Origin of the sequence: Methylomagnum ishizawai (genome assembly GCF_900155475.1) — a bacterium.
Classification (GTDB): domain Bacteria; phylum Pseudomonadota; class Gammaproteobacteria; order Methylococcales; family Methylococcaceae; genus Methylomagnum; species Methylomagnum ishizawai_A.
Genome location: NZ_FXAM01000001.1, coordinates 4,565,266 through 4,591,866 on the forward strand (window position 1 = coordinate 4,565,266; position 26,601 = coordinate 4,591,866).

At 62.9% G+C, this 26,601-nt stretch carries 23 protein-coding genes; 12 read left to right on the forward strand and 11 right to left on the reverse strand.

Annotation, left to right across the window (positions count from 1 at the left end; all coding sequences use genetic code 11):
• Window positions 1-21: 21 nt before the first annotated feature.
• From B9N93_RS20555 to B9N93_RS20565, 3 genes are all read left to right on the forward strand, one after another.
• Window positions 22-1,302 (forward strand): radical SAM/SPASM domain-containing protein, encoded by a 1,281-nt coding sequence (locus B9N93_RS20555; RefSeq protein WP_085216070.1) that lies wholly within the window; start codon window positions 22-24, stop codon window positions 1,300-1,302.
• 256 nt (window positions 1,303-1,558) lie between these two features.
• Window positions 1,559-2,854, forward strand: a complete 1,296-nt coding sequence (locus B9N93_RS20560; protein ID WP_085216071.1) for a TolC family protein — start codon at window positions 1,559-1,561, stop codon at window positions 2,852-2,854.
• Complete coding sequence (locus tag B9N93_RS20565; protein WP_085216072.1) at window positions 2,851-4,248, forward strand: efflux RND transporter periplasmic adaptor subunit; 1,398 nt, start codon at window positions 2,851-2,853, stop codon at window positions 4,246-4,248. The genes B9N93_RS20560 and B9N93_RS20565 overlap by 4 nt, the downstream gene beginning before the upstream one ends.
• A 100-nt stretch (window positions 4,249-4,348) precedes the next feature.
• Here B9N93_RS20565 and amoB read toward each other — a convergent pair whose 3' ends face one another.
• From amoB to amoC, 3 genes are all read right to left on the reverse strand, one after another.
• The gene (amoB, locus tag B9N93_RS20570; protein WP_085214203.1) at window positions 4,349-5,593 is read right to left on the reverse strand and encodes a bacterial ammonia monooxygenase, subunit AmoB; all 1,245 of its coding nucleotides are present in this window, start codon (window positions 5,591-5,593) and stop codon (window positions 4,349-4,351) included.
• Between the two features lie 121 nt (window positions 5,594-5,714).
• Entirely contained in the window at window positions 5,715-6,458 is a 744-nt protein-coding gene (gene amoA, locus B9N93_RS20575) for a bacterial ammonia monooxygenase, subunit AmoA (RefSeq protein ID WP_085214205.1), read from the reverse strand.
• Between the two features lie 135 nt (window positions 6,459-6,593).
• Window positions 6,594-7,373, reverse strand: a complete 780-nt coding sequence (gene amoC / locus B9N93_RS20580; RefSeq protein ID WP_085214207.1) for a bacterial ammonia monooxygenase, subunit AmoC — start codon at window positions 7,371-7,373, stop codon at window positions 6,594-6,596.
• A gap of 371 nt (window positions 7,374-7,744) precedes the next feature.
• Here amoC and B9N93_RS25780 point away from each other — a divergent pair, with 371 nt between their 5' ends.
• Window positions 7,745-8,032 carry a DUF4389 domain-containing protein gene (locus B9N93_RS25780; protein ID WP_176225354.1) on the forward strand — a complete coding sequence of 96 codons (288 nt, stop codon included), beginning with the start codon at window positions 7,745-7,747 and terminating at the stop codon, window positions 8,030-8,032.
• 74 nt (window positions 8,033-8,106) lie between these two features.
• Window positions 8,107-8,670, forward strand: a complete 564-nt coding sequence (locus B9N93_RS20590) for a DUF2058 domain-containing protein (RefSeq protein ID WP_085216074.1) — start codon at window positions 8,107-8,109, stop codon at window positions 8,668-8,670.
• 21 nt (window positions 8,671-8,691) lie between these two features.
• On the opposite strand, the gene B9N93_RS20595 is transcribed toward B9N93_RS20590, so the two are convergent.
• Both B9N93_RS20595 and B9N93_RS20600 read right to left on the reverse strand, forming a co-directional pair.
• Entirely contained in the window at window positions 8,692-9,477 is a 786-nt protein-coding gene (locus tag B9N93_RS20595; protein WP_254899447.1) for a response regulator, read from the reverse strand.
• 18 nt (window positions 9,478-9,495) lie between these two features.
• Window positions 9,496-9,903, reverse strand: coding sequence for a bacteriohemerythrin (locus B9N93_RS20600; RefSeq protein WP_085216076.1), 408 nt, complete (start codon window positions 9,901-9,903; stop codon window positions 9,496-9,498).
• Between the two features lie 301 nt (window positions 9,904-10,204).
• On the opposite strand from B9N93_RS20600, the gene B9N93_RS20605 reads away from it, so the two are divergent.
• Together B9N93_RS20605 and fusA are read left to right on the forward strand one after the other, a co-directional pair.
• On the forward strand, window positions 10,205-11,221 hold the full coding sequence (locus tag B9N93_RS20605; RefSeq protein WP_085216077.1) for an FAD:protein FMN transferase: 1,017 nt from the start codon (window positions 10,205-10,207) through the stop codon (window positions 11,219-11,221).
• Window positions 11,222-11,599: 378 nt separating this feature from the next.
• Window positions 11,600-13,693: an elongation factor G gene (gene fusA / locus B9N93_RS20610; protein WP_085216078.1), complete on the forward strand. Its 2,094-nt coding sequence runs from the start codon at window positions 11,600-11,602 to the stop codon at window positions 13,691-13,693.
• Between the two features lie 119 nt (window positions 13,694-13,812).
• Here the strand turns inward: fusA and murU are convergent, their stop codons facing one another.
• Window positions 13,813-14,490, reverse strand: a complete 678-nt coding sequence (gene murU, locus B9N93_RS20615) for an N-acetylmuramate alpha-1-phosphate uridylyltransferase MurU (protein WP_085216079.1) — start codon at window positions 14,488-14,490, stop codon at window positions 13,813-13,815.
• Complete coding sequence (locus B9N93_RS20620) at window positions 14,487-15,500, reverse strand: aminoglycoside phosphotransferase family protein (RefSeq protein ID WP_085216080.1); 1,014 nt, start codon at window positions 15,498-15,500, stop codon at window positions 14,487-14,489. Before B9N93_RS20620 ends, murU begins: the two co-directional genes overlap by 4 nt.
• 471 nt (window positions 15,501-15,971) lie before the next feature.
• Between B9N93_RS20620 and lptD the strand changes: the two genes are divergently transcribed.
• Genes lptD through rsmA form a run of 4 tightly spaced genes read left to right on the forward strand, consistent with a single transcriptional unit; the run spans window position 15,972 to window position 21,962 of the window.
• Entirely contained in the window at window positions 15,972-18,782 is a 2,811-nt protein-coding gene (gene lptD / locus B9N93_RS20625; protein ID WP_176225355.1) for an LPS assembly protein LptD, read from the forward strand.
• 27 nt (window positions 18,783-18,809) lie between these two features.
• Window positions 18,810-20,165, forward strand: coding sequence for a peptidylprolyl isomerase (locus B9N93_RS20630; protein ID WP_085216082.1), 1,356 nt, complete (start codon window positions 18,810-18,812; stop codon window positions 20,163-20,165).
• Window positions 20,162-21,142 carry a 4-hydroxythreonine-4-phosphate dehydrogenase PdxA gene (gene pdxA, locus B9N93_RS20635; RefSeq protein WP_085216083.1) on the forward strand — a complete coding sequence of 327 codons (981 nt, stop codon included), beginning with the start codon at window positions 20,162-20,164 and terminating at the stop codon, window positions 21,140-21,142. Before B9N93_RS20630 ends, pdxA begins: the two co-directional genes overlap by 4 nt.
• A gap of 34 nt (window positions 21,143-21,176) precedes the next feature.
• Window positions 21,177-21,962, forward strand: coding sequence for a 16S rRNA (adenine(1518)-N(6)/adenine(1519)-N(6))-dimethyltransferase RsmA (gene rsmA / locus B9N93_RS20640; RefSeq protein ID WP_085216084.1), 786 nt, complete (start codon window positions 21,177-21,179; stop codon window positions 21,960-21,962).
• Window positions 21,963-22,044: 82 nt separating this feature from the next.
• On the opposite strand, the gene B9N93_RS20645 is transcribed toward rsmA, so the two are convergent.
• Window positions 22,045-23,679, reverse strand: a complete 1,635-nt coding sequence (locus tag B9N93_RS20645; RefSeq protein ID WP_085216085.1) for an alpha-D-glucose phosphate-specific phosphoglucomutase — start codon at window positions 23,677-23,679, stop codon at window positions 22,045-22,047.
• A 474-nt stretch (window positions 23,680-24,153) separates the two neighbouring features.
• Between B9N93_RS20645 and B9N93_RS20650 the strand changes: the two genes are divergently transcribed.
• The gene (locus B9N93_RS20650; protein WP_085216086.1) at window positions 24,154-24,423 is read left to right on the forward strand and encodes an Lpp/OprI family alanine-zipper lipoprotein; all 270 of its coding nucleotides are present in this window, start codon (window positions 24,154-24,156) and stop codon (window positions 24,421-24,423) included.
• Between the two features lie 60 nt (window positions 24,424-24,483).
• Here B9N93_RS20650 and B9N93_RS20655 read toward each other — a convergent pair whose 3' ends face one another.
• The 3 genes from B9N93_RS20655 to ccmA are packed head-to-tail and all read right to left on the reverse strand — an operon-like array spanning window position 24,484 to window position 26,541.
• Window positions 24,484-25,233: a heme ABC transporter permease gene (locus B9N93_RS20655; protein WP_176225356.1), complete on the reverse strand. Its 750-nt coding sequence runs from the start codon at window positions 25,231-25,233 to the stop codon at window positions 24,484-24,486.
• A gap of 4 nt (window positions 25,234-25,237) precedes the next feature.
• Window positions 25,238-25,915 carry a heme exporter protein CcmB gene (gene ccmB / locus B9N93_RS20660; protein WP_085216087.1) on the reverse strand — a complete coding sequence of 226 codons (678 nt, stop codon included), beginning with the start codon at window positions 25,913-25,915 and terminating at the stop codon, window positions 25,238-25,240.
• On the reverse strand, window positions 25,912-26,541 hold the full coding sequence (ccmA, locus tag B9N93_RS20665; protein ID WP_085216088.1) for a cytochrome c biogenesis heme-transporting ATPase CcmA: 630 nt from the start codon (window positions 26,539-26,541) through the stop codon (window positions 25,912-25,914). The genes ccmB and ccmA overlap by 4 nt, the downstream gene beginning before the upstream one ends.
• Window positions 26,542-26,601 lie beyond the last annotated feature (60 nt).

Consider the following 26,601-nt stretch of genomic DNA (forward strand, 5'->3'; position numbering starts at 1 on the left):
CGCCCCAAGGATTTCCGCCCGATGTCAGCTTCCTCGTTCCCGCTCGTACTGCCCAAGGTCCAAGACACCGCGCTGGAAACCACCAAATACGAAAACCTGCTCCGCGCCCTCCGCAACCGGCGGTTGAACGTGGCCCGGCTCGACCATACGCCGCTGGATATTACGGTCGATATGTGTACCGCCTGCCATTTGCGTTGTCCTTATTGCGCGACTGGCAGCGGGGTTTTGGACCGCAAGGCGCAGGTTTTGGGCCTGGATGAACACCGCCGCATTTTGGATTTCTGCGGCGAACAGCTTTTCACCATTTGGTATTTCAGCAATGGCGAACCCTTGCTGAACAAACGCCTGCACCAAATCGTGGCTGATGCCAAGCGCTACGGTATCTTCACGGTGATTTCCACCTCGCTGAGCGTGCCCTTATCCGCGACCCGGATCGATGAAATCCTCTATTCCGGGCTGGATTTGATTTCCTGTTCCATCGACGGTCCCGACGCCGCGACCTATAACCGCTATCGTATCGGCGGCGATTTCAATCTGGTACAGAGTAATCTGGAACGGCTCATCGCCCGCAAACGCGAACTGGGTTTGCAATACCCCTTGATCGAATGGCGCTATCTGGTCTTCCGCCATAACCAAGACCTGCAAGCCGAAACCCGGCACCTAGCCCATGCTAAAGGCGTCGATATCCTGGAATTATTCCAAGGCTCCGCGCCCGCCCAAGCCCCCGAAGGCGCGGTCGCGGCCATGACCGGCGGGCTACTCAGCCCGGCGATTTCCGGCCCGGCGGTCGAGGCGGGATTGCGGCGGCGCGATACCTTATTGCGGCGGTATCTACCGGAGTTATCGATCAATCCGGGCGAACCGGGGCCGGGGTTATTGGGCCGGAAATGCGATTGGCTGTATTTCGGCTCGATGTTCTATCCCGACGGCAGTGTCGGACCGTGTTGCGTCCTGGGCAATTCCGATACCGATTTCGGCCAGCGCGGCCCCGGCATGGATTATCGGGCGCTCTGGAACAACCCCAAATACCTGGACGCCCGCGCCAGTTTCCCCACCCCGCCCCCAAACCCCCGCTCGATCTGCGCCCATTGCCCCGCCCCCCAGGTACAGGACTGGTTTTTCCGGCAATCGCTGCGGGCTTATCTCCTCAACGCGCCGGAATGGTTCATCCAAGCCGTGTTGGCCGAACCCGACCAGTTGTTTTATCCGGTGGATTTATACTTGATGCCGGATGAATTCATGGCCTTGAAGCGCTATCAACAAGCCAAGCCATCGGTTCGACAAGCAGGCGAACCGGGCTAGATTATCCGCTCCCTGAAAGAGATTCCCAGCCACAACCCAGCGAGGGAGAATAATGTTTTCGTCGCGCCGTACCCGAGCCTCCTGGGCGAGGACGCTCCACAGCGGCATCACAGACTACGCGAAGTTTTCAACAGCCGATTGGGAATCCCATCCCGCAAGCTCCGCTGGCCGCAAGCAAAATGCCGGGTAACCACCCATCGCCAGCCGCCCGCGCCTGTGCTAAGGTCCAAGCCCACCTCCGTCCCGGACCCATCGCGTGCCAGCCCAACCCCAACCATCCCGCAGACCCCGCCTGGCCCCGGCGCTGGCCTTGTGCTTGTCGGCGTTCGCCGCCCAGGCCGAAGAACCCGCCCTCACCGCCGAACGCGCCGTGACCATCGCGCTGGACGGCAATCCCACCCTGGCCCAGATCAAGGCCCGCGCCGCCGCCCTGGCCGCCGTCCCCGCCCAGGAAGGCAGCCTGCCCGACCCCATGCTGAGCTTCGAGGCGTTGAACCTGCCCACCGCCTCCGGTTTCAACCTCCATCAGGAGGACATGACCATGCTGGAGGTCGGTGTCAGCCAAACCCTGCCGTTTCCCGGCAAGCTGGCGCTCAAAGAACAAGCCGCCGCCTTCGAGGCCGAAGCGGCGGCGCACACGGTGGCGGAAGCCCGCTTGCGGCTGGCCCGCGAGGTGCGGAGCCGGTGGTGGCAACTGGCCTATATGCACCATGCCTTGCTCATCATCGCCGACACCGAGCAACTCCTGAAGCAGGTGGTGGATATCGCCGATACCCGCTACCGGGTCGGCGAAGGTTTGCAGCAGGAGGTGCTGGAAGCCCGGCTGGAACTCGCCAAGCTCGGCCAGGAACGCGCCCGGCATATCGGTATGCACCGGGGCGAAATCGCCCGCCTCAACGCCTTGCTCAACCGGCCCGCCGACACGGCCATCCGCCTGCCCGAAGAAATCGACACCCAGTTGCCCGACCTCCACACCGAGGCCGACCTAGCGGCGCTGGCCGAGCATAACCGGCCCGTGCTGGACCAGGGCCGCAAGCGCGTCGATGCCGCCCGCAGCCGGGTGGAATTGGCGGAACGCGAGTTCTACCCGGATTTCACCCTGGGCGCGGGCTACGCCTTCCGCCAAAGCACGCCCACGGGTCAGAGCCGCAGCGACTTCGCCAGTTTCCGGCTGAGCCTGAATCTCCCGATCTACGCGGGCAGCAAGCAAGCCGCGATGGTCGATCAGCGCAATAGCGAGCTATTGAGGGAGCGCTATGCCCTGGCAGAGACCGAGCGCAAGCTCGAAGCCGAACTCGCCGCCGGGCTGGCTGAATACCGGGGCAACCGCGAGCAATTCGGCTTGTACCAGCGCGATATCCTACCCCTGGCCGAACAAACCGTGATCGCCGCGCTGAACGCCTACCCGGTGGGCAAAACCGATTTCCAGGCCGTGATCCGGGCCGAGAACGCCTGGTTCGAAACCCGGTTGCGCTATTGGCAAGCTTTGGCCGAGGCGCGGCAATCCCTCGCCAAGCTGATGGCCGTGGTCGGCGACGGGGCGGAGCCATGAGCCGGGCGGCCTTGTTGTGGACGGCTGTGCTGGCCGGGACGCTGGGCGCGGTGGGTGGGAGTTGGTGGGCGCGGCGGCACGGCCCGGAACCCGCTCCGGTCGTCGCGCAGGCGGCGCGGAAACCCTTGTTCTATCGCCATCCCATGAATCCGGCGGCGACCTCGCCCGTGCCCGCCAAGGATGAGATGGGCATGGATTATGTGCCGGTCTATGCCGAAGCCCCCGCCCCGCTGTCCGCGGAGCCACCGCGTACAATCCTGCATTACCGCCATCCCATGGGCCAGCCCGACACCTCGCCCGTGCCCAAGAAGGACACCATGGGCATGGATTACATTCCGGTCTATGCCGATGGGGACTCCGCCGTCCTCCACATCGCCCCGGAAAAAATCCAGAGACTCGGCGTGAAAACGGCGCGGGCCGTTGGGTCGGAACTGGCCCAGGTGGTCCACAGCGTCGGCACGGTCGAGGCCGACGAGCGCCGCTTATACGCCGTCGCCCTACGCTTCGAGGGCTATATCGAGCAACTCCATGTCAATACCACCGGCCAGGCCGTGACCCGCGGCCAACCCTTGTTCGAGCTTTACAGCCCGGAACTGGTGTCGGCCCAGCGCGAATACCTGGCCGCCCGCAACGCCCAGGCCGCGCTGGACCAAAGCCAGGATTGGATCCGCTCCGGGATGCGCGACATGGCAGAGAACAGCCTGGACCGTTTACGCAACTGGGGCATTTCCGAGGCCGAACTGGCCGAACTGGCCCAGCGCGGCCAGGTCCGGCGTACCCTGGTGGTGCGTTCGCCCGCCACCGGCGTGGTGATGGAAAAAACAGCGGTCGCCGGGGCCAGGGCCATGGCCGGGGAAACCTTGTTCAAGATCGCCGACCTCTCGGAAGTCTGGGTGATCGCCCAGGTCTACGAACAGGACATCGGCCGGATCGCGCTGGGGCAGGCGGTGACGGCCCGGCTCGATGCCTATCCCGAGCGGGAATTCCGGGGCCGGGTGGGTTTCATCTATCCCATGCTCGATTCCGTCACCCGCACGGCGCGGGTCCGGGTGGAATTCCCCAATCCGCAAGGCTGGTTGAAACCCATGATGTTCGCCCACCTCGAAATTGCCACGCGGGCGCACACGGCGCTGTCCGTGCCGCACTCGGCGGTGTTGGAAAGCGGCAAGCGCCGGGTGGTTCTGGTGGACCTAGGGGAAGGGCGGTTCGAGCCGCGCCCGGTGCGGTTGGGACTACGCGGCGAGGATGCGGTCGAGGTACTGGAAGGCTTGCGCGAGGGCGAATCGGTGGTGGTGGGCGCAAACTTCCTGATCGATGCCGAGAGCAATCTGAAATCGGCCTTGGAGGGCTTCGCCGCGCCGCAGGAAGCGCCTGCGGTGGGCGCGCTTCGATAAGCTCAACAAAATCGTTCCGGCAATAAAAAGGCCCCCCCGCCTGAGGCGGGGGGGCCAAGCCGATCACGGCCGGTCGGGGCGCGTCAAGCGCCCCTCCCGCTTACATGAAGGACGGGATTAACGGCGCGTCGATCTGGGTCACCTGACGGTTGCCAGCGGCGTCGAAGAAGAACAGGAGGCCGGCGAAGCGGCTGTCCGGGTCGTAGATGATGTCGGACAAGCGGTAAACTTCCCACGCCGCGTCGGAAGCGGTCACTTCCACGGTGCGGGTCTCGCCGGGGGCCAGCGGGCTGTTGTCGCTGACTTCCAGGCCGTCCTCGGCCAGCAGGTCCTCCGGATAGCCGGTGGTGTCCTTGTACACGTCGGAGTCCAGGAACCGCACGGACGCGGTGTAGAACTCGCCCAGGCGCACGGCGCTGCTGCCGCTGTTGGTGATGGTCAGCTTCATGCGCATGGCGCGGCCCGGCACGCGGTAGCTGGCGTCTTCCACCTTGACGGAGACGGTCGGCTTGGTCATCTCGATCGGCTTGATGCCGCGCAGGGTACCGGCCTGCAGCGGGATGGTGATCGGGTACTTGCCGTTGGCACCGGACATCGCGAAGATCACCAGCAGGATGGTGCCGGCCGCGAAGCCCATGGCGACCTTGCGGTCGGTCCCGGAAACCAGCTCGTTGGCGCGACCGGCGTCGGTCAGCAGCATGCGCGGCAGGAACACCGGACGGCGGACCCAGTAGACGATCCAGGCCAGGCCGACCGCGTACCACAGGGCGTGCCAGAAGTAGGTGTTCTCCAGGTTGTAGCTCTCCAGATCGACGGTCTGGCCGGTCAGGGTGGTGACCGGGTTCTTGAAGTCGCCCATGGAGCCTTCGATGGTGATCCACTTGCCGGGCCCGATGATCGGACCACCGCCTTGGACGTTCATCATGGTGTGGACGTGCCAGTCGCCGGGGCGACGGGCCTTCAGCACAACCTTGAACTCATAGGTCTTGCCGATCTCGAGACGCACGGAACGCGGCACCAACTGGCCGCCGATGTAGGATTCCTTGCGGATAAAGACCGGACCGGGAATACCGATGTTCAGGAACGATACATCCGGCTCGTCCACGGTTTCCGGCCAGCCTTCGAACACGTGGAACTTGCCAGTGATCTCGACCTGTTCGTTGACCTTGACCTTTTCCTTGCTCCACTTCAGGTCGTACCAGTGGATGGTACGCATACGCATGAACGCGGCCTGGGACTTTTCGCCGTGCGCGGAGGCGTTCGGCGCGTAGAAACTGGTCGCCGCGAACGCGGTCAGCAAGCCGACCATGGACCACTTGGCGATCCTGTCTTTGAGTAGTTTCATAGTTCTTCCTCTCTCTCGAGTCTGTTCTGTTGTGGCCGCCCCCGCGCCCCTCGGGCGCGCTCCGGGGCTCCGGTGCGGATGGGTGCGTTCCCGGCCGGGCGGACCCGGCCGATCCCTATTATCAGGTGTTCTTCAGGAAGCGGACGTTGGCGAACCAGCGACCGACGAAGTGCCACATGAAGTAGATCAGGATGGACATGAAGCCGGAGAAGAACGCGGACACCGGGGCCACGTCCTTACCGAAGGTACGCAGGGTGCCCTTCTCGACCATGCGGATGTACTCGGGGGTACCGGTACGCACATAGTTGTAGCCCTGGATGTCGGCGATGGACATCAGCATGCCGTTGTATTCCACCGGCACGTGGATCGGGGCGATGATCGGCCAGTTGCCAGGGTAGAAGATCAAACCCCAGGCCAGACCGCCAATGATGGCGGTGAACAGGTAGCTGCCGGACAGCATCAGGCAGACGTCGAGGATGATCGCGCCCGGGACCAGGATGGCCGGGAACACGAAGTTCACGGGGAAGTAGGTCCAGCCCCAGAAGTTGAAGTAGCGGTTGACCCATTCACCGAACAGCAGCGCCAACACGCACACGGTCGCCGCCCACGGCTGGCGGAAACGCTCCCACAGGAACACCTGCGCGGCGGCCGGGAAGGTCACCAGCACGATCGGGGTCACGGTGACCCACAGGCGGCGGTCTTTCCAGTCGGACCAGAAGTCCCAGTCGCCCATGGTCAGCATCGCGTGGATGTGGTACGAACCGCAGATGACGAAGAAAAAGATGAACAGGCCCAGATAGTCGATGGTCCGGGAAACCTGCACGGCCTCGGCGTGGGACCGGACCGCAGATTGAAGTGCGCTCATGAGTTACCTCCAAAGTTTCGTTTTATAGTCTTCTCGGGCGCGGCCACAACCGACCGCGCCCATCACTCCCTGTGTCCGGTACCGGCACCCCTCACGCCCACAGGGCATCGGGAACCGGCACCGCTTCCGTCCGCCTTACTTGGCGATCAGGCCCTGGTCGACCGCTTCGCAGACGTCCTTGCCGATCACGGTCGCGAAGCTCGCGAAGATCTGCAGCAGCACGCCGGCAATGGCCAGTGCCAGCCAGCCGAAGATCACGAAGCCGTAGTGCAAGGGAGCCACGAACAGCTCTTCCATGAACCAGAAGGTGTGGCCCCATTCGTTCAGGCCCACGTTCGGCAGGATCATGAACGGACCCACAACGGTCACCAGGTACGGCAGGGACAGGCCCTGCGCGAAGTACGGCAGGCGGGTCTTGGCGTACAGGAACGCGCCGAAGCCGGTGATGATGTAGATCGGGTAGCTCAGGTAGAACTCGATGATGTGCGACGGGGTGAAGTCGGTGTCGCGCACGATGGTCTGGTGCCAGGTGCCATCCTGTTCGGTGAAGTAGGAAGCGCCCCAGTAGATCGCCCACGCATAGGCGAACACCCAGATCAGGTGGGTCATGTTGCGGCGCAGCTCTTCGCGCGGGGTGATCGCGGCCAGGTTGCGGTCGCGGCTCTTCCAGATATAACCCCACAGGATCGACGCGGTGGTCACTTCCAGCACGATCTCGGTGTACAGGAAGTTCATCCAGTACGTCTCGAACTCAGGCGCGAAGGAGTCCAGGCCCGCGGCCCAGCCGTACACGCCTTCGTACCAGCGCACCCACATGTAGAACACGGTGTAGATCGTGAACGCGAACGCCAGCCACTTCGTATCGAGCAGCGGCTTGTCCTGCGCGGCGACGCCGCCAGCGGTTGTTGCAGCCATTTGTTTTACCTCTTGAAAATTGCTTCTATAACGGCGGTTCGACCGGAACCCAGCCTCCCCTCCGCCTCGCCCCGGACAGCCCTTGAACGCCTCCCGGAACCCCCGGTCCCCCGGGTGCGGTGCAGTCTATCACCCGCCAAACCCTTGTCAAGAAATTATCGCGACATTTTGTCGCAGCGCTTCCGACCGCCTCCTAGCGCCCCCAATTGCCATACGCCGCCCTCATGAAGGCTTGTGGAAAATATCCGTCAAGCCCTAAACTTTTCGGCGTTTTATCCAAGCGTAGCCCTGCCGTTCCCGATATCGCTCAAGATTCGGACCCCTACTTCGCCACGCACTCACACACCAGCCGAGCCAATAATCCATCTACCATGAAAGACCCAGCCATCGAGAACATCATCGGCACAAATCCGTTTAAACGCTTGATTTTTATGGCTTTATTTTTCGGCCTATTCGGAATAGTGCGCCTATTGCTATGGGTGTTGGTGGTTTTCCAATTCCTGGCCCATATGCTCACCGGCAGGGTCACGGCGGTGGGAATGAAATGGGGCAAGGCGCTCTCGAACTGGATTCATAAGATGCTGCTTTTCATGTCCTACAACACCGAGCAGATGCCCTTCCCGTTCGCCGCCTTCGGAGCCACCGCGGACGAGGATTGACGCCTAACGGGATCACACGACCACGCCACGCCCCGGCGCGGCATTGCCGAAACTCCAAAGGAGAGAGGACCATCATGGGTGGGCTAAAAGATCAATTGCTCAAGGCGGGCTTGGTCAACGAGAAGCAAGTCAAGAAGGCGCAGCAGGAAAAGCGTAAGGAAAACCAGCAGAAAACGGCCCCGCAGAAAACCGCCGAAGCCCAGGAAGAACAGGCACGCCGACAACAAGCCCAAGCGGAAAAAGCCGAGCGGGACCGCCAACTCAATTTGCAACGCAAGGAGGAGGCCGACCGCAAAGCCCTGATCGCCCAGGTGCGGCAATTGATCGAAACCCATCGCCTCCCCAAGGCCGAATGGGAAAACCCGCACAGCGAAACACCTTACAACTTCCAGGACAGTGGCATGGTGAAGCGGCTGTTCGTCGCCGAGGCCGTGCGCGGAAAGATCATCAAAGGGATAGTCGCCATCGTAAAACTGGATCGGCAATATGAACTCATCCCCGCCGAGATCGCCGATAAAATCCGCCAGCGGGACGCCACGGCGATCCTCGTACAGAACACCCCGGCCCCCAACACCGCCAGCAGCACTGTGGACGATCCCTACGCGGCCTATCAAATCCCGGACGACCTGATGTGGTGAATCGGCGGACGCCTTCCCTTCCTAGCCCTCGTCCAACACCCGCCATAAAATTTCCCGCAAATGCTGCAAGTCGAACGGTTTATCGCAGATCGCCGACACCCCGGCTTGTTCCACGCTGGCGAGCCGGGCTTGGCTCTGCTCGCTGGTCACCATCAGGATCGGCATCGAGGCATTGCCCATCCGCCGACGGATATGCTCCACCAAGCCCTGCCCGTCCAGTTCCGGCATGTGCAAATCGGTCACCACCAGATCGAACAAATGCCGTTCGACCAAATCCACCGCCTCCATACCGTCCTGTGCGGTCAGGACGTGATCGATACCCAGCGCGTTGAGCGTCCGCGCCATGTGTTTGCGCGAGGTGGTGCTATCGTCCACCACCAGCACCCTGAGGTCTTGGAAAGCCACCGGCACCGCCGCCGCGGGATCGAGATAATCCGCCGTCGAGCGCAAGGCACGGCGCAGGTGTTCATGATCGAACGGCTTGGGCAAAATCGCCAGGATGCCGGCTTGGCGCAGGGGTTCCAAGGTATGGATGTCGGTCTCGCTGGACACCAGCATGAACCCAACCCCGGCCCATCCGGGATTGCGCCGCAACGCCGCCACCAATTCGGGCGCGGTCATATCTGGCAAATACATCGCGCTGACGACCAAATCGGGCACATAGCCCGTCATCAACGCCAAAGCCTCCTCCCCGGAATGCACGCCTTCCACATGGCCCACGCCCGCCTCGGTCAAATGCCGCTGTATCAGCTTGATCTGCGTGGGCGAAGGCTCCACCAGCAGGATCGATAATTCTTCCACCTTCATAAACATCCCTACCGTCGTTCAATGTTGCCCCTTGCCCCTGAGATAATGCCCGAGCTTCATATCCGACCCCAGGATATGGTGGTTCAACCAATCCTTGAGGAAATGCATGGTGGTGAGGGTCAGGCTGGCGGTACCCGCATGGACGGCCTTTTGCAATTCGGCCGCGGTATTCACCAAATCCTTGTGTTCCTTCTCGTGGTTGATGTGGTCCGCATAACCATGGAGCCGCATCAAGCGCTCCTCGGTGGCAAAGTGATAGACGGTATACCGGACCAATTCATCCAGCACCTTGGTCAGCACATCCTTGCCGTGGCCCACGGTCATGGCGTCATGCAACTCATTGATGATCGCCACCAGTTTCATATGTTGGTCGTCGATTTCCTTCACTCCGACCGCAAGCTTATCGCTCCAAACAATCAATGACATGACGGGCCTCCTCGCGTTTGAACACGCCCCGGAAACACCGGGGCTTTGTTCCTAAATGTAGCGTATGCCCGTAGGAAAACCGGCCCAACCCAACGTATCGGGACACGGCGGCGACGGCCCACAGTAAAATGGAACGGCCTCGGCGTAGCGACCATCGCCGAAGATCGCGGCCAAGGTCCCGCGCCCAGTCTTTCCGGGCCGATGACCGCCCCGCCACCGCCTGGTCGGGCCAGCTATTCCGATAGCGGAACCCGATTCCCGGCTTGTTCCGCCTTCACCCACCGTTTTTTTTGAATTCCCGATGAACATCAGCCGCGCCACCGCCCTCCTCGCCGCCCTCTCGCTAGCCGCCTGCCAACCGCCCGCCACCGAAACCGAACTGGCCGGCAATATCCAAGGCACGACCTACCACATCAAAGTGGTGTTGGACGGCCTCCCCGCCACCCCGGAACAGGTGAAAGCCGATGTCGAAGCCGCGTTCCGGCGGGTGGACGAGAAGCTCTCCAACTGGCGGGAAGACTCCGAAATCTCCCGGATCAACCAGCAGAAAACCACCGAGTGGCTGGACGTCTCGCCGGAAATCGCCACCGTAGTCGGCGTGGCGATGGATGTGTACCGCCACACCCAAGGCTGCTACGACCTGACCGTCAAGCCGGTCTTCGACCTATGGGGCTTTTCCAAGCACGCGCAAAAGATTCCCGAGCAAGCCGATATCGACCGCGTCCTGCAACACATCGGCATGGACAAGCTGGAACTCGACCGGGAACACCATCGCCTGCGCAAACAAGACCCCGAACTCCAAATCAGCCTGGATTCCATCGCCCAGGGCTATACCGTGGCCGTGGTGGCGGCGGGCTTGGAACAGCGGGGCATCCAGAACTATCTGGCCGAAGTCGGTGGCGAAATGAAGGTGAAAGGCCGCAAGGCCAATGGCAAGCACTGGCGGGTGGCGGTGGAAAAGCCCACGCCCGTGGCCCGCGAAGTCGAGCGGGTTTTGGATATCCACGAAGAGAACGGCACGGCGGTCATGACGGCGGGCACCTACCGCAATTTCTTCGAGGACCAAGGGAAAACCTATTCGCATATCCTCGATCCGCGCACGGGCCGCCCGGTGACGCACAACCTGCTGTCGGTCACCATCCTCCACGACGACCCCACCATCGCCGATGCCTGGGACACCGCCCTGCTGTGCATGGGCGAAATCGAAGGCCGGAAACTGGCGGAAGCGGCCCAACTCAAGGCGCTATTCATCTATAAGGAAGGCGACCAGCTCAAGGAATGGATGAGCCCCGCCTTCACCAGCGCCCCTGGGGGTTGATCGCGGGGCACCGCACCGAAGCGGGATCGGTGGCGGACAGCGGCTCCGTGATCGATTTCCGCCCGGCCTGTCGTTGCGCCATACTTCGGCCCGGCATTTGCCGTATCATTGCCCGCTTCCCAAGGCCCCCGGCGGCGCGCCGTTTCCTGGTTCGGACCCGCTAAAATGCTTTCAGGAACTAGCAAACGTCAAAGAGTTTCAATAGGCTATGCGGCTCTTTCCGTATTTGCGGCGCATCCTGGGCGCGTACCACCCGCCGGGAGGGGTACGCGACGTGTGGGCAGGATCGCCACGGGCAACGGAGCGGATACGCGGAGCCATGGACTTCCGCCAAGCGCAGAGCCATAGCCAGTTTTTTTCAACCTTCAGAAGACAGTCATGACAGATTTATCGCACTACAGAAACATCGGCATCTTCGCCCACGTCGACGCGGGCAAGACCACCACCACCGAGCGCATCCTGAAACTCACCGGCAAAATCCACAAGATCGGCGAAGTTCACGACGGCGCGGCCACCACCGACTTCATGGTGCAGGAACAAGAACGCGGCATCACCATCCAGTCGGCGGCCACCACCTGTTTCTGGAAGGACCACCGCTTCAACATCATCGACACCCCCGGCCACGTCGATTTCACCATCGAGGTGTACCGCTCGCTGAAAGTCCTCGACGGCGGCATCGGCGTGTTCTGCGGCTCCGGCGGCGTCGAACCGCAATCCGAGACCAACTGGCGCTACGCCAACGATTCCAAGGTCTCCCGCGTCATCTATGTCAACAAGCTCGACCGCATCGGCGCGGACTTCTACCGCGTGGTCAAGCAGATCAAGGACGTGCTGGGCGCCTATCCCCTGGTCATGACCTTGCCCATTGGCCGTGAAGACGGCTTCGTCGGCATGGTCGAACTCCTGACCCGCAAAGCCTGGATTTGGGACGATTCCGGCGATCCCATGAAATACAAGATCGAGGACGTGCCCGCCGACATGGCCGACGATGTCGAAGCCTACCGCTCCGAACTGGTCGAAAAAGCCGTCGAGCAAGACGACGACGTGATGGAAAAGTACCTGGAAGGCGAAGAGCCGGATGTCGAAACCCTCAAGCGCCTGATCCGCAAGGGCACCATCGCCATGGACTTCTTCCCCACCTATTGCGGCTCGTCCTTCAAGAACAAGGGCGTGCAATTGGTGCTGGACGCCGTGGTCGATTACCTGCCGAACCCGACCGAAGTCAAGCCGCAGCCGGAAGTCGACCTCGAAGGCAACGAAACCGGCGAATACGCCCTGGTCGATCCCAGCCGCCCGCTCCGCGCCCTGGCTTTCAAGATCATGGACGACCGCTACGGCGCCCTGACCTTCCTCCGCATCTACTCCGGCAAGCTGGAAAAAGGCACCACCGTCCTCAACACCTACACCGGCAAGACCGAGCGCATAGGCCGTATCGTCGAGATGCACGCCGACAACCGCGAGGAAGTCGATTCCGCCCAGGCCGGCGACATCGTAGCCGTGCTGGGCATGAAGAATGTGCAGACCGGCCATACCCTGTGCGACCCCGACAAGCCGGCCACCCTGGAACCGATGGTGTTCCCCGATCCCGTCATCTCCCTCGCCATCGCCCCGAAAGACAAGGCCGGCAATGAAAAGATGGGCATCGCCCTGGGCAAAATGGTCGCGGAAGACCCGTCCTTCCACGTCGGCACCGACGAAGAAAGCGGCGAAACCATCCTCAAGGGCATGGGCGAACTCCACCTCGACATCAAGATCGACATCCTCAAGCGCACCCACGGCGTCGAAGTGACCGTCGGCAAGCCCCAAGTGGCCTACCGCGAAACCATCACCAAGCGCGTCGAAGACGGCTACACCCACAAGAAGCAGACCGGCGGCTCCGGCCAATACGCCAAGATCGATTACATCATCGAGCCGGGCGAACCAGGCACGGGCTTCGTGTTCGTGTCCACCGTGACCGGCGGCAACGTGCCGCGCGAATACTGGCCGGCGGTGGAAAAGGGCTTCAAGAGCATGATCGACAAGGGCACCCTGGCCGGCTTCCCGGTGGTGGACATGAAGGTCAGCCTGACCGACGGTGGCTTCCACGCCGTGGACTCCTCGTCCATCGCCTTCGAAATCGCGGCCAAGGCGGCCTTCCGCCAGACCGTGCCCAAGTGCGCCCCGCAGTTGATGGAACCGATCATGAAGGTCGACACCTTCACCCCGGACGCCCACGTCGGCGACGTGATCGGCGACCTCAACCGCCGCCGCGGCATGATCAAGTCGCAGGAAGCCGGCATCTCCGGCGTCCGCATCAAGTCGGAAGTCCCGCTCAGCGAAATGTTCGGCTACATCGGCGACCTCCGTACCATGACCTCGGGCCGCGGCCAGTTCTCCATGGAGTTCTCGCACTACATGCCCTGCCCCAAGAACGTGGCGGACGAAGTCATCAAGGAAGTCAACGAACGCAACGCCGCCAAGGCCAAGGGCTGAGGCGCGTTGTCCCTAACGGCGGGGCGCACGGTCCCGCCGCCCACGGGAAAGCATGAAAAAAGGCGGTCCGCACGGACCGCCTTTTTTATGGCCCGGCCCCAGCGGGCCGGGATGGGCCATCAGACCGACCCGGCGCTCCCGCCGTCCAGCCAGCGGCCATAGGCTTCCAGCCGCTCCGGCGTGCCGATATCCATCCAGAAGCCCGGATAAAGCTCCCCGCCCACTTGATCTCCGACCATCGCCGCCCGCAACAAGGGCGCCAGCGGGAATCGTCCCGGTGCGCGGTCGGCGAACAATTCCGGGCGGTAGACCCCGATGCCGCTGAAGGTATGGCGTTCCGTCCCCAGGTCGGCGACCCGCCCACCGTCCAGGGCGAAATCGCCCCGCGGATGGTGCGGGGGATTGGGCACCAACACCAGATGGGCCAACCCCGGCGGCGGTTCCCGCAAGCGCCGGAACGGGAAATCGGTGGCGATATCGCCGTTCACCACCAGGAAGGGTCCATCGCCCAGGAGCGGCAAAGCTTGGCGGATACCGCCGCCGGTTTCGAGGGCTTCGGTTTCCCGCGAATAGGCCAGTTGCGCGCCCAGGCGCTCGCCGTCGCCGAGATGCCGTTCAATCATCGCGCCGAGATGGGCGGTGTTCACCACGATATCGGTATAGCCGCCCGCCACCAGGGCCAGGATCAAATGCTCGATCAAAGGCCGTCCACCGGCCTGGAGCAAGGGCTTGGGGGTGTGGTCGGTCAAGGGGCGCAGGCGCTCGCCCCGGCCCGCCGCCAGGATCATCGCCTTCATAGCCGGACCTCCGCCGCGAAACGGGGCAAGGCCCGACCGTTCAGGAAAGCCAGGAAATCGCGGAATTCGGGATAGGCCGCGCCCGCCTCGACCACATAGCCCAAGGTGCGCGGGATATCCTTGAGATAACCGGGCCTGCCATCCCTGAGCCACAGCCGGGCGAAAATCCCGGCGGCTTTCAAATGGCGCTGCATCCCCATCAGATCGAACCAGCGGCGGAAGCGGGCGGTATCGCCCTCTTGCAGCAAGCCCAATCCGCACAGGGTCTCGCGGTAGCCCGCCATCCAGGCTTCCACCCGCGCCGACGGCCAGGCGATATAGCAATCGCGCAGCAGCGAGACCAGATCGTAGGTGATGGGTCCGATCACGGCATCCTGGAAATCCAAAACGCCCGGATTGGCCGTCGCGACCACCATCAGATTGCGCGAGTGGTAATCGCGGTGGACGCAGACCTGGGGTTGTTCCAGCGCCGAAGCGACCAGGGCATCGCCCGCCCGGTCCAAGGCGGCGGCTTCGGCGGCGTCCGGTTCCAGACGCAGCAATCCGCCCAGGAACCACTCGCGGAAAATGCCCAATTCGGTACGCAAGAGCTTTTCACCATAGGCGGGCAAACCGGCGCGGGCCGGGTCCACGCCGGTTTGCAGCCGCGCCAGGCTGGCGAGGGCGTCGGCGTAGAGCGCGTCGGCGCTATCGGCATCGAGGCGGTCGAGATAGCACTGGGTGCCGAAATCCCCCAGCAGCAAAAACCCCCGTTCGGGATCGGCGGCATGGACCACGGGGGTTCGCACCCCGGCCCCGCGCAATAGTTCGGCCACCTTGAGGAAGGGCCGTACATTCTCGCGCGGCGGCGGCGCGTCCATGACGATATAGCTGTCCGCGCCGATCCTGGCCCGGAAATAGCGGCGGAAACTGGCGTCCTGGGAGGCGGGTTCGATCCCGGCGACGGTATGGCCGAGGTCGTCCCCCAGCCAAGCGAGCAAATGGGCGAGGCGTGTGTCCGGTGCGGGCATGGGCGATGGTGGGCTGATGAAAAAAGCTTAACGGGGACCGACGATACGGTAGAATTGTCGGGAACAAGCGGGATATTTCACCATAAAGACTATCCCGACGATAACTCCGAACCAGGAACCCCACGCGCTCCGACCCGGATCGGCCAGGGTGGCCTACTACTCACGGCGAATCCGTCGGCGATCATTATTCCCGCAGAGCATGGTTTTTCCGATTCACCTCACGCGCAGCCGCTTGGCGATGGCCCTTTGTTTAGGCGTGGTACCGCCGTCCGCCTGGGCCGCGGCGGCGGATTGGAACTGCGCCCCCGGCCCGGATAACCAATGGGTGTGCGGCGCCAAAAAGAAAACACCCCTCCCGCAAGGCGGAACCGATGCGGCCCCCACAACCCCGCCCAGCGTATCGCCCCCCGCCCCGCGCCAGCCCGCCCCCCCCCGGTACAGGCCCAACCACAACCGCTCCGCCACGAACCCATGGCCCCGGCCGCGCCCGTCCAACCCGAACCCCCGACAGCGGCCCCCAGTCAACCCGAACCCGCTCCGCTCCAGGCGGAAACGCCGCACCGCGCCGCCCCCGCCGCCCCGACGGTGCCACCCGCCGTGGCCGCGCCACCCCCGAATCCGCCCGAATCCCCGGTCCCAGCGCCAGCCCGCGCGGTCATCCCGGTTCCCGCCACCGCGCCCGCGCCGGTCACCCAAGCGGTCCCTTCCGCCCTGAAACGGATTCCCCTGGCCCTGCGGGCCGCGCCCCCGGCCAACGCCCCGCTCGCCGAGCAAGCCGCCAGCAAACCCCGCCAGCCCGGCTGGACCTGTTTGCCGTCCCAGGCCGAGGAAGCCGCCGACAAAGGCTGGGATTGCTCGCTGGAAGGCCCGGACCCCCGCGGCGCGGCCCGCGTGGTGGACGCCACCAGCGGGCAGGTCGAGAACTGGGCCGAAGCCACCACCCTCACCCGCGAGGACGAACGGCGGCTCGAACGCATCGTCAGCCAGTTCCCGGTCGATCCCTGGAAAAACATGTGCGCAAACCGGGCACGGCTCATGCCCATGAGCGAATTCCTGCTCACTCCCGAGGAAAAACTGGCGCGGGACAAGGCTCCGCTGGAAATCCAGTCCAATTATTTCGAGATGTTGGACGGCGAGATCGCCAATTTCGCCGGCGGCGTCGAGATGGTCCAGGCCGACCAGAAACTCTGGGCCGATTTCGCCACCCGCGACGTGAAGACCAACGCCTTCAACGCCCATGGCAATGTGCTGATCATGCAAAAGGGCTTGGCCCTGTCCAGCGACACCGGCTTCATGGACAGCGATACCGACCGCGGCGTGTTCCGCAACTCGCAATTCGTGCTGCCCCAGGTACCGGCCCGCGGCGCGGCCCGCCTGACCCATCTCGACAGCGACACCTTGTCGCGCTACGAAACCGTCACCTACACCACCTGCCCGAACGGCAACCACGATTGGTTGATGCACGCCTCGGACCTCAAGATCAACAAGGAAACCGGCGTGGGCCGGGCCCAGAACGCCTGGTTCGAGTTCAAGGACGTGCCGGTGTTCTACACGCCCTACATGACCTTCCCCACCGACAACCGCCGCCAATCCGGCCTGCTGGTCCCTTCGCTGGGCTATAGCCGCTATTCCGGCTTCAACTTCTCGGTCCCCTATTATTTCAACCTGGCACCCAATTACGATTACACCTTCATCCCCCGCTATTTCTCCAACCGCGGCATCCAGTTGAAGAACCAGTTCCGCTATCTCACCGAAGCCACGCGGGGCATGGTGGAACTGGATATCGTGCCCCACGACGACCTGACCGGCACCACCCGCGGCCAGGCCACGGTATTGAACGACACCCGGTTCAGCCAAAACCTCAGCAGCCACGTCAGCGCCAACTACGTCTCGGATTATTCCTATCTCGGGCAACTCGGCTCCACCTTCAATATCAACAACCGCAGCAATATCCCCAGCGTCGGCTATATGCTCTACCAGGGGGATTCGTATTCCCTGCGGACCCAAATCGATTATTTCGAGACCATCGACCCCACCGTCGCCAAGAATGCCCGGCCCTATTTCCACCTGCCGCAATTGGCGTTCAACTACGGCACCGGGATCGCCAACACCGGGCTGCAATTCCAAAGCCTGGTCCAACTGGATAGCTTCCAGAATTCCGGCATCGACCGTACCACCGGCCAAAGACTCCGGCTGCAACCCAAGATATTCTATCCCTTCCAGGGCGCGGCGGGTTATATCACCCCCAGCTTCACCTTGCAGAACAACCAGTATTGGTTGCAAAGCCCCGAGTATTGGGCGGAATCGAACAATACCCAGGCCAAGGATTCCGTGAATTTCACAGTGCCGATCACCTCCATCGATAGCGGAATGTATTTCGAGCGAGAATTCGACCTGGGAGGAAAAGCCTTGACCCAGTCCTTCGAACCACGGCTGTTCTACAACTATATCCCCTATGTCGACCAGGCCGACGCCCCGGCCTTCGATTCCTCGGCCTACGACTTCACCTTCTACCAGTTGTTCCGCGAAAACCGTTTCACGGGTGGCGACCGGGTCGGCGACACCAACCAGTTCAGCCTGGCCCTGACCACCCGGTTCATCGACCAGGCCACAGGCCGGGACCGGCTGACGGCCAGCGTGGGCAGCGCCTATTACCTCTCGAACCGGCGGGTGACTTTGCAGGGGGCACCCTCGACCTACCAATCGCAGAAAAGTTCCAACCTGATCGCCGACTTCTCCGCCATGCTGACGGAAAACTGGAGCGTGCATACCGGCGGACAATGGAATCCTTATGAAAACCAGATCGACCGGGGCATCGCGGCCCTGCAATATAACGACCGGCAGAATACCCTGCTCAATATCGCCTATCGTTATCGCAGGAACCAGAGTACACTGACCTGTGAACCCAGTCTTTTGGGCACCGGCAGTGACCAATATGTCAATCCCAACCCCTGTATCGACCTGACCGATATTTCCCTGCGGCTACCCGTTGCCCAAGGTTGGCATGTCCTGGGGCGCTGGCAGTATTCGCTCGTGGACAATTTGACCCTGCAAACCTTCGCGGGCTTCCAGCGTGAAACCTGCTGCTGGCGTTTCAGCCTCATCGCCTACCGCAATATCAATAACTTCCAATCCTCCTCCGGGCAAACCCAGGCCAATAATGGCGTCTATGTCCAGCTGGAATTGAAAGGGCTGGCCTCGTTGGGCGATTCCATCGACGAATTCATGCGCTACCAGATCAGCGGCTATCGCATGCCCGATGAAATCCTCCAGAATTATTAATCCCCAAGTTTTCCGGTATCTCCCTTTATGCAATGCAAGCGCGGATCGATAATCCTATATCTCTGCGGTCTAGGATTCGCCCTGTGGGCGGGGTGGTTGTCCGGCCCGGCCTGGGCCGATACCTCCCTGGACCGCATCGTGGCGGTGGTGGAGGACGACGTGGTGCTGGAAAGCGAGTTGGATAGGAAACTCGCCGAGATCAAGCACAACCTGGCCAGCCGTAGCGATACCCGGTTGCCGCCGGATTCGATCCTGGCCCGGCAGGTGCTGGAACGGCTCATCGTCGAGAAAATCCAGCTCCATCTGGCCGAGAAGATGGGCATCCGGGTGGACGACGAAACCCTGCGCCAAGCCGTGCAGCAAATCGCCCAGCGCAACAAGATGACCCCGGACGAACTGCGTAGCTCGCTGCGCCAGGAGGGCGTGGAATACGCCGATTTCATCGAGCAAATCCGCGGCGAGATCACGGTCCAGCGCCTCAGGGCCAGCCAGGTCAACAGCCAGATCAAGATCAGCGACCGCGAGGTGGAACAATGGCTGGCGGCGCGGGGCGAATCCAGCGCCGGGCAGGACAGCGAATACCTGCTGGGACATATCCTCATCGCCACCCCCCAGGCCGCTTCCCCCACCGAGGTGCAGAAGGCGCGGGAACGGGCCGAGAAACTGGTCCAGGACCTGCGCGGCGGCTTGGACTTCAAGCAAGCCTCGATGACCGCCTCGGACTCCAGCGAAGCCCTGAACGGCGGCGAACTGGGCTGGCGCAAGCTGGGACAGCTCCCCAGCCTGTTCACCGAGCAGGTGCCCAAGATGCACGAGGGCGAAATCGCCGACCCGATCCGCAGTCCCAGCGGTTTCCATATCATCAAGCTGTTGAGTGTCAAGGGCGCGGGCGGCGAACACATCACCAAGACCCATGTACGCCATATCCTCATCAGGACCAACGAGGTGCTGACCGACGAGGACGCCAGCAACAAGCTGCTGGCACTGCGCGCCCGCATCGAGGCCGGCGACGATTTCGCCACCCTGGCCCGCGGCCATTCCGACGATAAAGGCTCGGCGGTCAAGGGCGGCGACCTGGGCTGGGTGCAGCCGGGGGCCTTGGTGGCGGAATTCGAAGAAGCTATGAACCATCTTGCGGTGAACCAGATCAGCGAGCCGGTGCAAAGCCAATTCGGCTGGCATTTGATCCAGGTTTTGGGGCGCGAGGAATCCCAGGATACCGGCGAACTGCTCAAGAAACAGGCCCGCGACGAAATCTTCAAGCGCAAGGTGGAGGAGGAAACCGAATTGTGGATGCGCCGCATCCGCGACGAGGCCTATGTCGAAATCCGGCTCGACGATCAGACTTCGCCCAGTGCCTACGTCCCCGAGACGCTGCGATGAGGCCGCGGCTCCTGCTCAGCGCCGGGGAACCCGCCGGGATCGGTCCCGACCTCTGCGTGGCCGTGGCGCAACAGGCGTGGCCCTGCGCCCTCGCGGTGGTCGGCGACCCCGGCGTGTTGGCGGCGCGGGCGGCGCAACTCGGGCAGCCCTTGCGCCTGGAAACCATCGGCCCGGATAGCGCATTGGAAACCCACCGGCCCGGCACGCTCAATATCTGGCCGTTCCCCACCGCCGCCCCGGTCGTGCCCGGCCAGCTCGATCCCGCCAATGCCGCCCATGTGCTGGACCTCATCGACCACGGCAGCCGCGCCTGTCTGGCCGGGCATTTCGACGCGCTGATCACCGGCCCGGTCCACAAGGGTGTCATCAACCAAGCCGGGATCGGCTTCACCGGCCATACCGAATTCATCGCCGCCATCACCGGCGGCGAGCCGGTCATGATGCTGGCCGCGCCGGGGCTGCGCGTGGCCTTGGCGACCACCCATCTACCCCTGGGCGAGGTCAGCCGCGCCATCACCCGCGACCGCCTGGAAACCGTGCTGCGGGTGCTGCACGGGGATTTGCGGACCCATTTCGGCATCGCCGCGCCGCGCATCCTGGTGTGCGGCCTCAATCCCCATGCGGGCGAGGGCGGGCACCTGGGCCGCGAGGAAATCGACACCATCGAGCCGGTGCTGGCACGATTGCGGGCGGAAGGCATGGACTTGTCCGGTCCCCTGCCCGCCGACACCGTGTTCTTGCCGAAATACTTGGCGGAAACCGACGCCGTGCTAGCGATGTACCACGACCAGGGCTTGCCGGTGCTGAAGCACCTGGGCTTTGGCCGGGCGGTGAACATCACCTTGGGCTTGCCCATCATCCGCACCTCGGTCGATCATGGCACGGCGCTCGATCTGGCCGGGAGTGGCCGGGCCGATGCCGGCAGCCTCGAAGCCGCCCTCGACACCGCCATCGCCATGCAGGCCGCCCGCCGCTGAATCCTCCTTCCATCCCCCACGCTATTCGACTTCGATGAGCCATATCCCCCGCAAGCGCTTCGGCCAGAACTTCCTCCGCGACACCGCCGTGGTCCATCGTATCCTCATGGCGATTGCGCCGGGCCTGGAGGAGCATCTGGTCGAAATCGGACCGGGCGAAGGCGCGATGACCCAAAGCCTGTTGCCGAATTGCCGCCGCCTGGACGCCGTGGAAATCGACCGCGACCTGGCCGAGGGGCTGCGCCGCAAATTCGCCGCCGATCCCAGGTTCCGGCTCCACAGCGCCGACGCCCTGCGCTTCGATTTCCGCGGCCTGCGGGAAGGGAACGAAAAGTTGCGTGTGGTCGGCAACCTGCCCTACAACATCTCGACGCCCTTGATGTTCCATCTATTCGGGCAGGTGGAGGGCATCCACGATATGCACTTCATGCTGCAAAACGAGGTGGTGGACCGGCTGGCCGCCGAGCCCGGTTCCGCCGACTATGGCCGCTTGAGCATCATGGCCGGTTATCACTGTCGGGCCGAGAAACTGTTCGAAGTCCCCCCGGAAAGCTTCCATCCCCGGCCCAAGGTGGTGTCCGCCATCGTGCGGCTGATGCCCCATGCGACGCCGCCGGTCGAAGTGGACCCCCAAGTGCTGGGCAAAGTGGTCGCCACGGCATTTTCCCAACGCCGCAAGACCTTGCGGAACTCGGTCAAGACTTTGTTCGAGGAACGCGAGATCGAGGCCATGGGGATCGACCCCAATGCGCGGGCGGAGACCTTGGGCCTGGAGGACTATGCGCGGATGGCGCAGCGGTGGGTGGAGAAATCGCGATAGGGCGGCTTAGCGGTGGATAAGGAAAAGCCCGGTGGGCCATAACAACCTGCCGGGCTTTTTTTCAATCCGAACCGACCGCGCTTCAGGTGATGACCGTAGGCGCCACCATCCCCGAACGCTGCTTCACACCACCCAATTGCTCGGCCAGGGCGATCAAATCCGCCAGGAACACCTGGGTATCCTGATTGTGCAGCGCCGGGTCGCGTTCATAGCGTTCCAGGTAGATACGCAAGGTCGCGCCCTCGGTGCCGGTGCCGGACAGGCGGAAGACCATGCGCGAGCCGTTATCGAAGCCGATGCGGATACCCTGCTTATCGCTGACGCTGCCGTCCACCGGATCGGTGTAGCTGAAGTCGTCGGCGAAGGCGACCTTATAAGCCCCAAAGCTCCGCCCCGGCAGGTCCGGCAATTGCCCGCGCAGATGGGCCATGACGCCTTCGCCCGCCGCCAAATCCATGCCTTCGTAGTCGTGGCGGGAATAATAATCGCGCCCGAACTTCTTCCAATGCTCCTTGACGATATCGGCCACCGATTGCTTGCGCACCGCCACCAAATTCAGCCAGAACAGCACCGCCCACAGCCCGTCCTTCTCGCGCACATGGTCGGAGCCGGTGCCGAAGCTTTCCTCGCCGCACAAGGTGATCTTGCGGGCATCCAACAGGTTGCCGAAGAATTTCCAGCCGGTCGGGGTTTCGTAGCAATCGATACCCATCGCCGCCGCCACCCGGTCCACGGCCTGGCTGGTCGGCATGGAGCGGGCCACGCCGCGCAGGCCGGATTTATAGCCCGGCAGCAGATGGGCGTTGGCCGCCATCACCGCCACGCTGTCGCTGGGCGTCACGAAGAACTTGCTGCCCATGATCATGTTGCGGTCGCCGTCGCCGTCCGAGGCCGCGCCCAGGGTCGGGGCACCAGGACCATACATGAGCGCCGCCAATTCGTGGGCATAGACCAAATTGGGGTCGGGATGGCCACCACCGAAATCTTCCAAGGGCACGCCGTTTATCACGGAGCCGGGCATCGCGCCCAGGCGGTCTTCCAGGATGCGCTTGGCGTAGGGGCCGGTGATCGCATGCATGGCGTCGAAACACAGGCTGATGGCCCCGGTGGTCAGGGCCGATTTGATCAGGCTGAAATCGAACAGGTGCTCCATCAACTGGGCATAGTCGCCGACCGGATCGACCACGGCCACGGTTATGCCGTCGAGTGCGGTTTCGCCCAAGGTATCGAGGTCCAGGTCGGGGATCGCGGCGATCTTGTATTCGGTGATGGCCTGGCTGCGGGCATAGACGGCGTTGGTGAGGCTTTCCGGGGCCGGGCCGCCGTTGATGCCGTTGTACTTGATACCGAAATCCTCGTCGGGACCGCCGGGGTTATGGCTGGCCGACAGCACGAAACCGCCATGGGCTTTGTATTTGCGAATCAGGCAGGACGCCGCCGGGGTCGAGAGCAGGCCACCCTGCCCCACCAACAACCGTCCCACGCCATTGGCCGCCGCCATCTTAATGATGGTCTGTGCGGCCTGGCGGTTGAAATAGCGTCCGTCGCCGCCCAGCACCAGGGTCTGGCCGGCGACATCACCCAGGGTATCGAACACCGATTGCACGAAGTTCTCTAGATAGTTCTCCTGCGTAAAGACTTTGACCTTTTTGCGCAAGCCCGAAGTACCAGGCTTTTGATCCGAATAAGGTGTGGTTTTGCGGGTTTCGATCTGCATGGAGGTAATCCTGATGAGCTGGCTGAAGCGACCGGGATAGTTTACCGCGGAAACGGGCCGGGCAATCCGGGCTGGCCGGTGGCGGGATGTCACGCGGAAGGGCGCAATCTCCTGGGAATGTCAAGAAATAAACTGCTACCCAGCCCGCGACGATGGGCCACCTAACTTCAGGCCGGACTTCACGCCACGGAGCCGGAATCCCCGTCCAATAGGGCCTGATCCGCCCGTAATCTTTGGCCTATCGGCCTTTCCGGCGAGCCGCCACACTACCGCCATCCAGGACATGCCAGCGAAGTCGCGCCCTGGTACCGGGCCGGACCGGGGCCATGCTGGTGAAAATTGGCTAAGTTGTGCAAAAATAATGGTGGCAAGAGCGCCGGATTCCCGGCAAACTAAAACTTGAGTGGCATTCGTCGCCTTATCGGGCGGCGATGTCCCGTAAAATTTTCCAATCCAATAAAAAGGAAAGAAGCAATGATGAAAGCAATCAAGTTGACCGCAGTTTTGTTGTCTGCCGGCCTGACCGTGGGCTGCGCCAGCAAGTCCGACATCACCAACCTGCAAACCCAGGTTGATGGCTTGAAGGCTGAAATTTCCTCCGTGAAGAGCACCGCCGACGAAGCGCTGTCCTCCGCCCAAGCTGCTGAAGCCGCCGCCAACAAGGCCGCTGCCGCCGCTCAACGCGCTGAACAGGCGATCAACGACAAGCTGGACCGCGGCTTCCGTAAAGGCGCCATGAAGTAATCGTTCGCCCCGCGCGAAAGATTTAAAAAAACCCGGTGGGTTCGCCCCACCGGGTTTTTTTTATGCACCTTCCACCACGTCCTGCGCCCAGGCGCTGCGCCGCTCCCGGTCCAGCACCTCGGCCCTGGCCCGCATCAGCGCCACCGTGAAATAGTAGAACTGGAACGCCAGCGCCATCAGCAACAAGGGCCACAACATGCTGGGATGGATGGAGGGCTTGTCAAATTTGGTCACGGTCGGGCCTTGGTGCAAGGTGTTCCACCATTCCACCGAATAATGGATGATCGGGATGTTCACCACGCCGACCAGGATCAACACCCCCCCGGCCCGCGCCGCCGAACGCGGCTCCTCGATGGCCGAAACCAGGGCGATATAACCCAGGTACAAGAACAGGAGGATCAGCTCCGAAGTCAGCCGCGCATCCCATACCCACCACGCCCCCCACATCGGCTTGCCCCATAGGGAACCCGTCACCAAGGCCAGGAAGGTGAACGACGCCCCCAGGGCCGCCGAGCCGCGCACCATCACATCGGCCAGCTTGATGTTCCAAATCAGGTGGATGGCGCTCAGGACCGCCATGAAGGTATAGATGAACATCGACATCCAGGCGCTCGGCACATGCACGAACATGATGCGATAGCTCTGTCCCTGCTGGTAATCGGGCGGGGCCACGAACAGGCCGAGATAAAGCCCCGCCAGCATGAAGATCAAGGTGATGCCGCCCAACCAGGGGACGAGTTTCCCGGAGATGCGGTAGAAATGCTTGGGCGAGGCCAGTTTATGGAAAAACAACCAGATAGTGTTCCACATGGTGTCAACTCAGGCTGATGCGCAGCGCGGCGGCGGTCGCCAGCGGCGCAAGGGTGAGCGCCAAGACCAGCAAAGCGCCCAGGAAATAAAGCTGCCCCTCCACCGGCATCCCGGCGGCGGCGGCGGCGACGGCATTGGTGGCGAAAATCAGGACCGGGATATACAAGGGCAGCACCAACAAGGTCAGCAACACCCCGCCGCGCCTGAGGCCCACTGTCAAAGCCACGCCGATGGCCCCGATCAAGCTCAACAACGGCGTGCCGACCAGGAGGGTGATTTCCAGGGCGTAAACCGCCGGAGTGGGCAGGGCCAGGAACAGCGCCAACAGCGGGGCCATCAGCAACATGGGCAGGCCGCTCACCAGCCAATGCGCCAACACCTTGGCCAGCACCAGCACCGCCAAGGGATGCGGGCTGAGGGCGATTTGCTCCAGAGCGCCGTCGTCGAAATCGGAGCGGAACATGTTTTCCAGCGAGAACAGCGCCGCCAACAGGGCCGCGATCCAGATCACGCCCGGCGCGATTTTGCGCAGCAAGGCTTCCTCCGGGCTGACGCCCAAAGGGAACAGCGTCACCACGATCATGAAGAACAGCAAGGGATTGACCAATTCACCCCGGTGCCGGAACGCCAGGAGCAAATCCCGCTGTAGCAGGGCCAGGAAGGCGCGGAGAAGTTCGTTCATGCCAAGGTCAGTTTGACCAAGCCGCCGCGTAGCTCGACCGCTTGATGGGAAGTGAGGACCGCGAGGCCGCCGCGGGCGGCATGGTGTTCGAGCAGGCGCTGGACTAGGGCGATGCCGCCGACATCCAGCGCGGTGAACGGTTCGTCGAGTATCCACAACGCCGCCGGGGACGACACCAGCCGGGCCAGCGCCACCCGCTGCCGCTGCCCGGCGGAGAGGGCGCGGACCGGCAAATCCATCCGGTCCAGGAGGCCCACTTGGTCCAGGGCTTGCTCCAGTTTTTGCGGGTCCAGGTCCAAGCCGTTCAGGGCGAAGGCGAAACGCAGGTTTTCGCCTACCGAGAGTTCGGCTTTCAAGCCCAGATGATGGCCGAGATAGCCGATTTCCGCCAAGAAGGCCGCGCGCCGGTGGGCGATGCGGGTGCCGCGCCAGCGCACTTCGCCTTCGTGCGGGGGACTCAGCCCGGCCAGGATGCGGAGCAGGCTGGTTTTACCGCTGCCGTTGGCCCCTTCGACCTGCATGATCTGACCGGGCGCGACGCCGAAACTCAGCCCCGAAAACAGCGGGATATCGCCGCGCAGGCATTCGAGTCGGTGGGCTTCGAGGGCGGGGAGAGTCCCGGTCATGGGGCGATGCGATGGACGGGTGACGGACATGGGGGCGCATTATCTCAGAAAGCGGGCCGG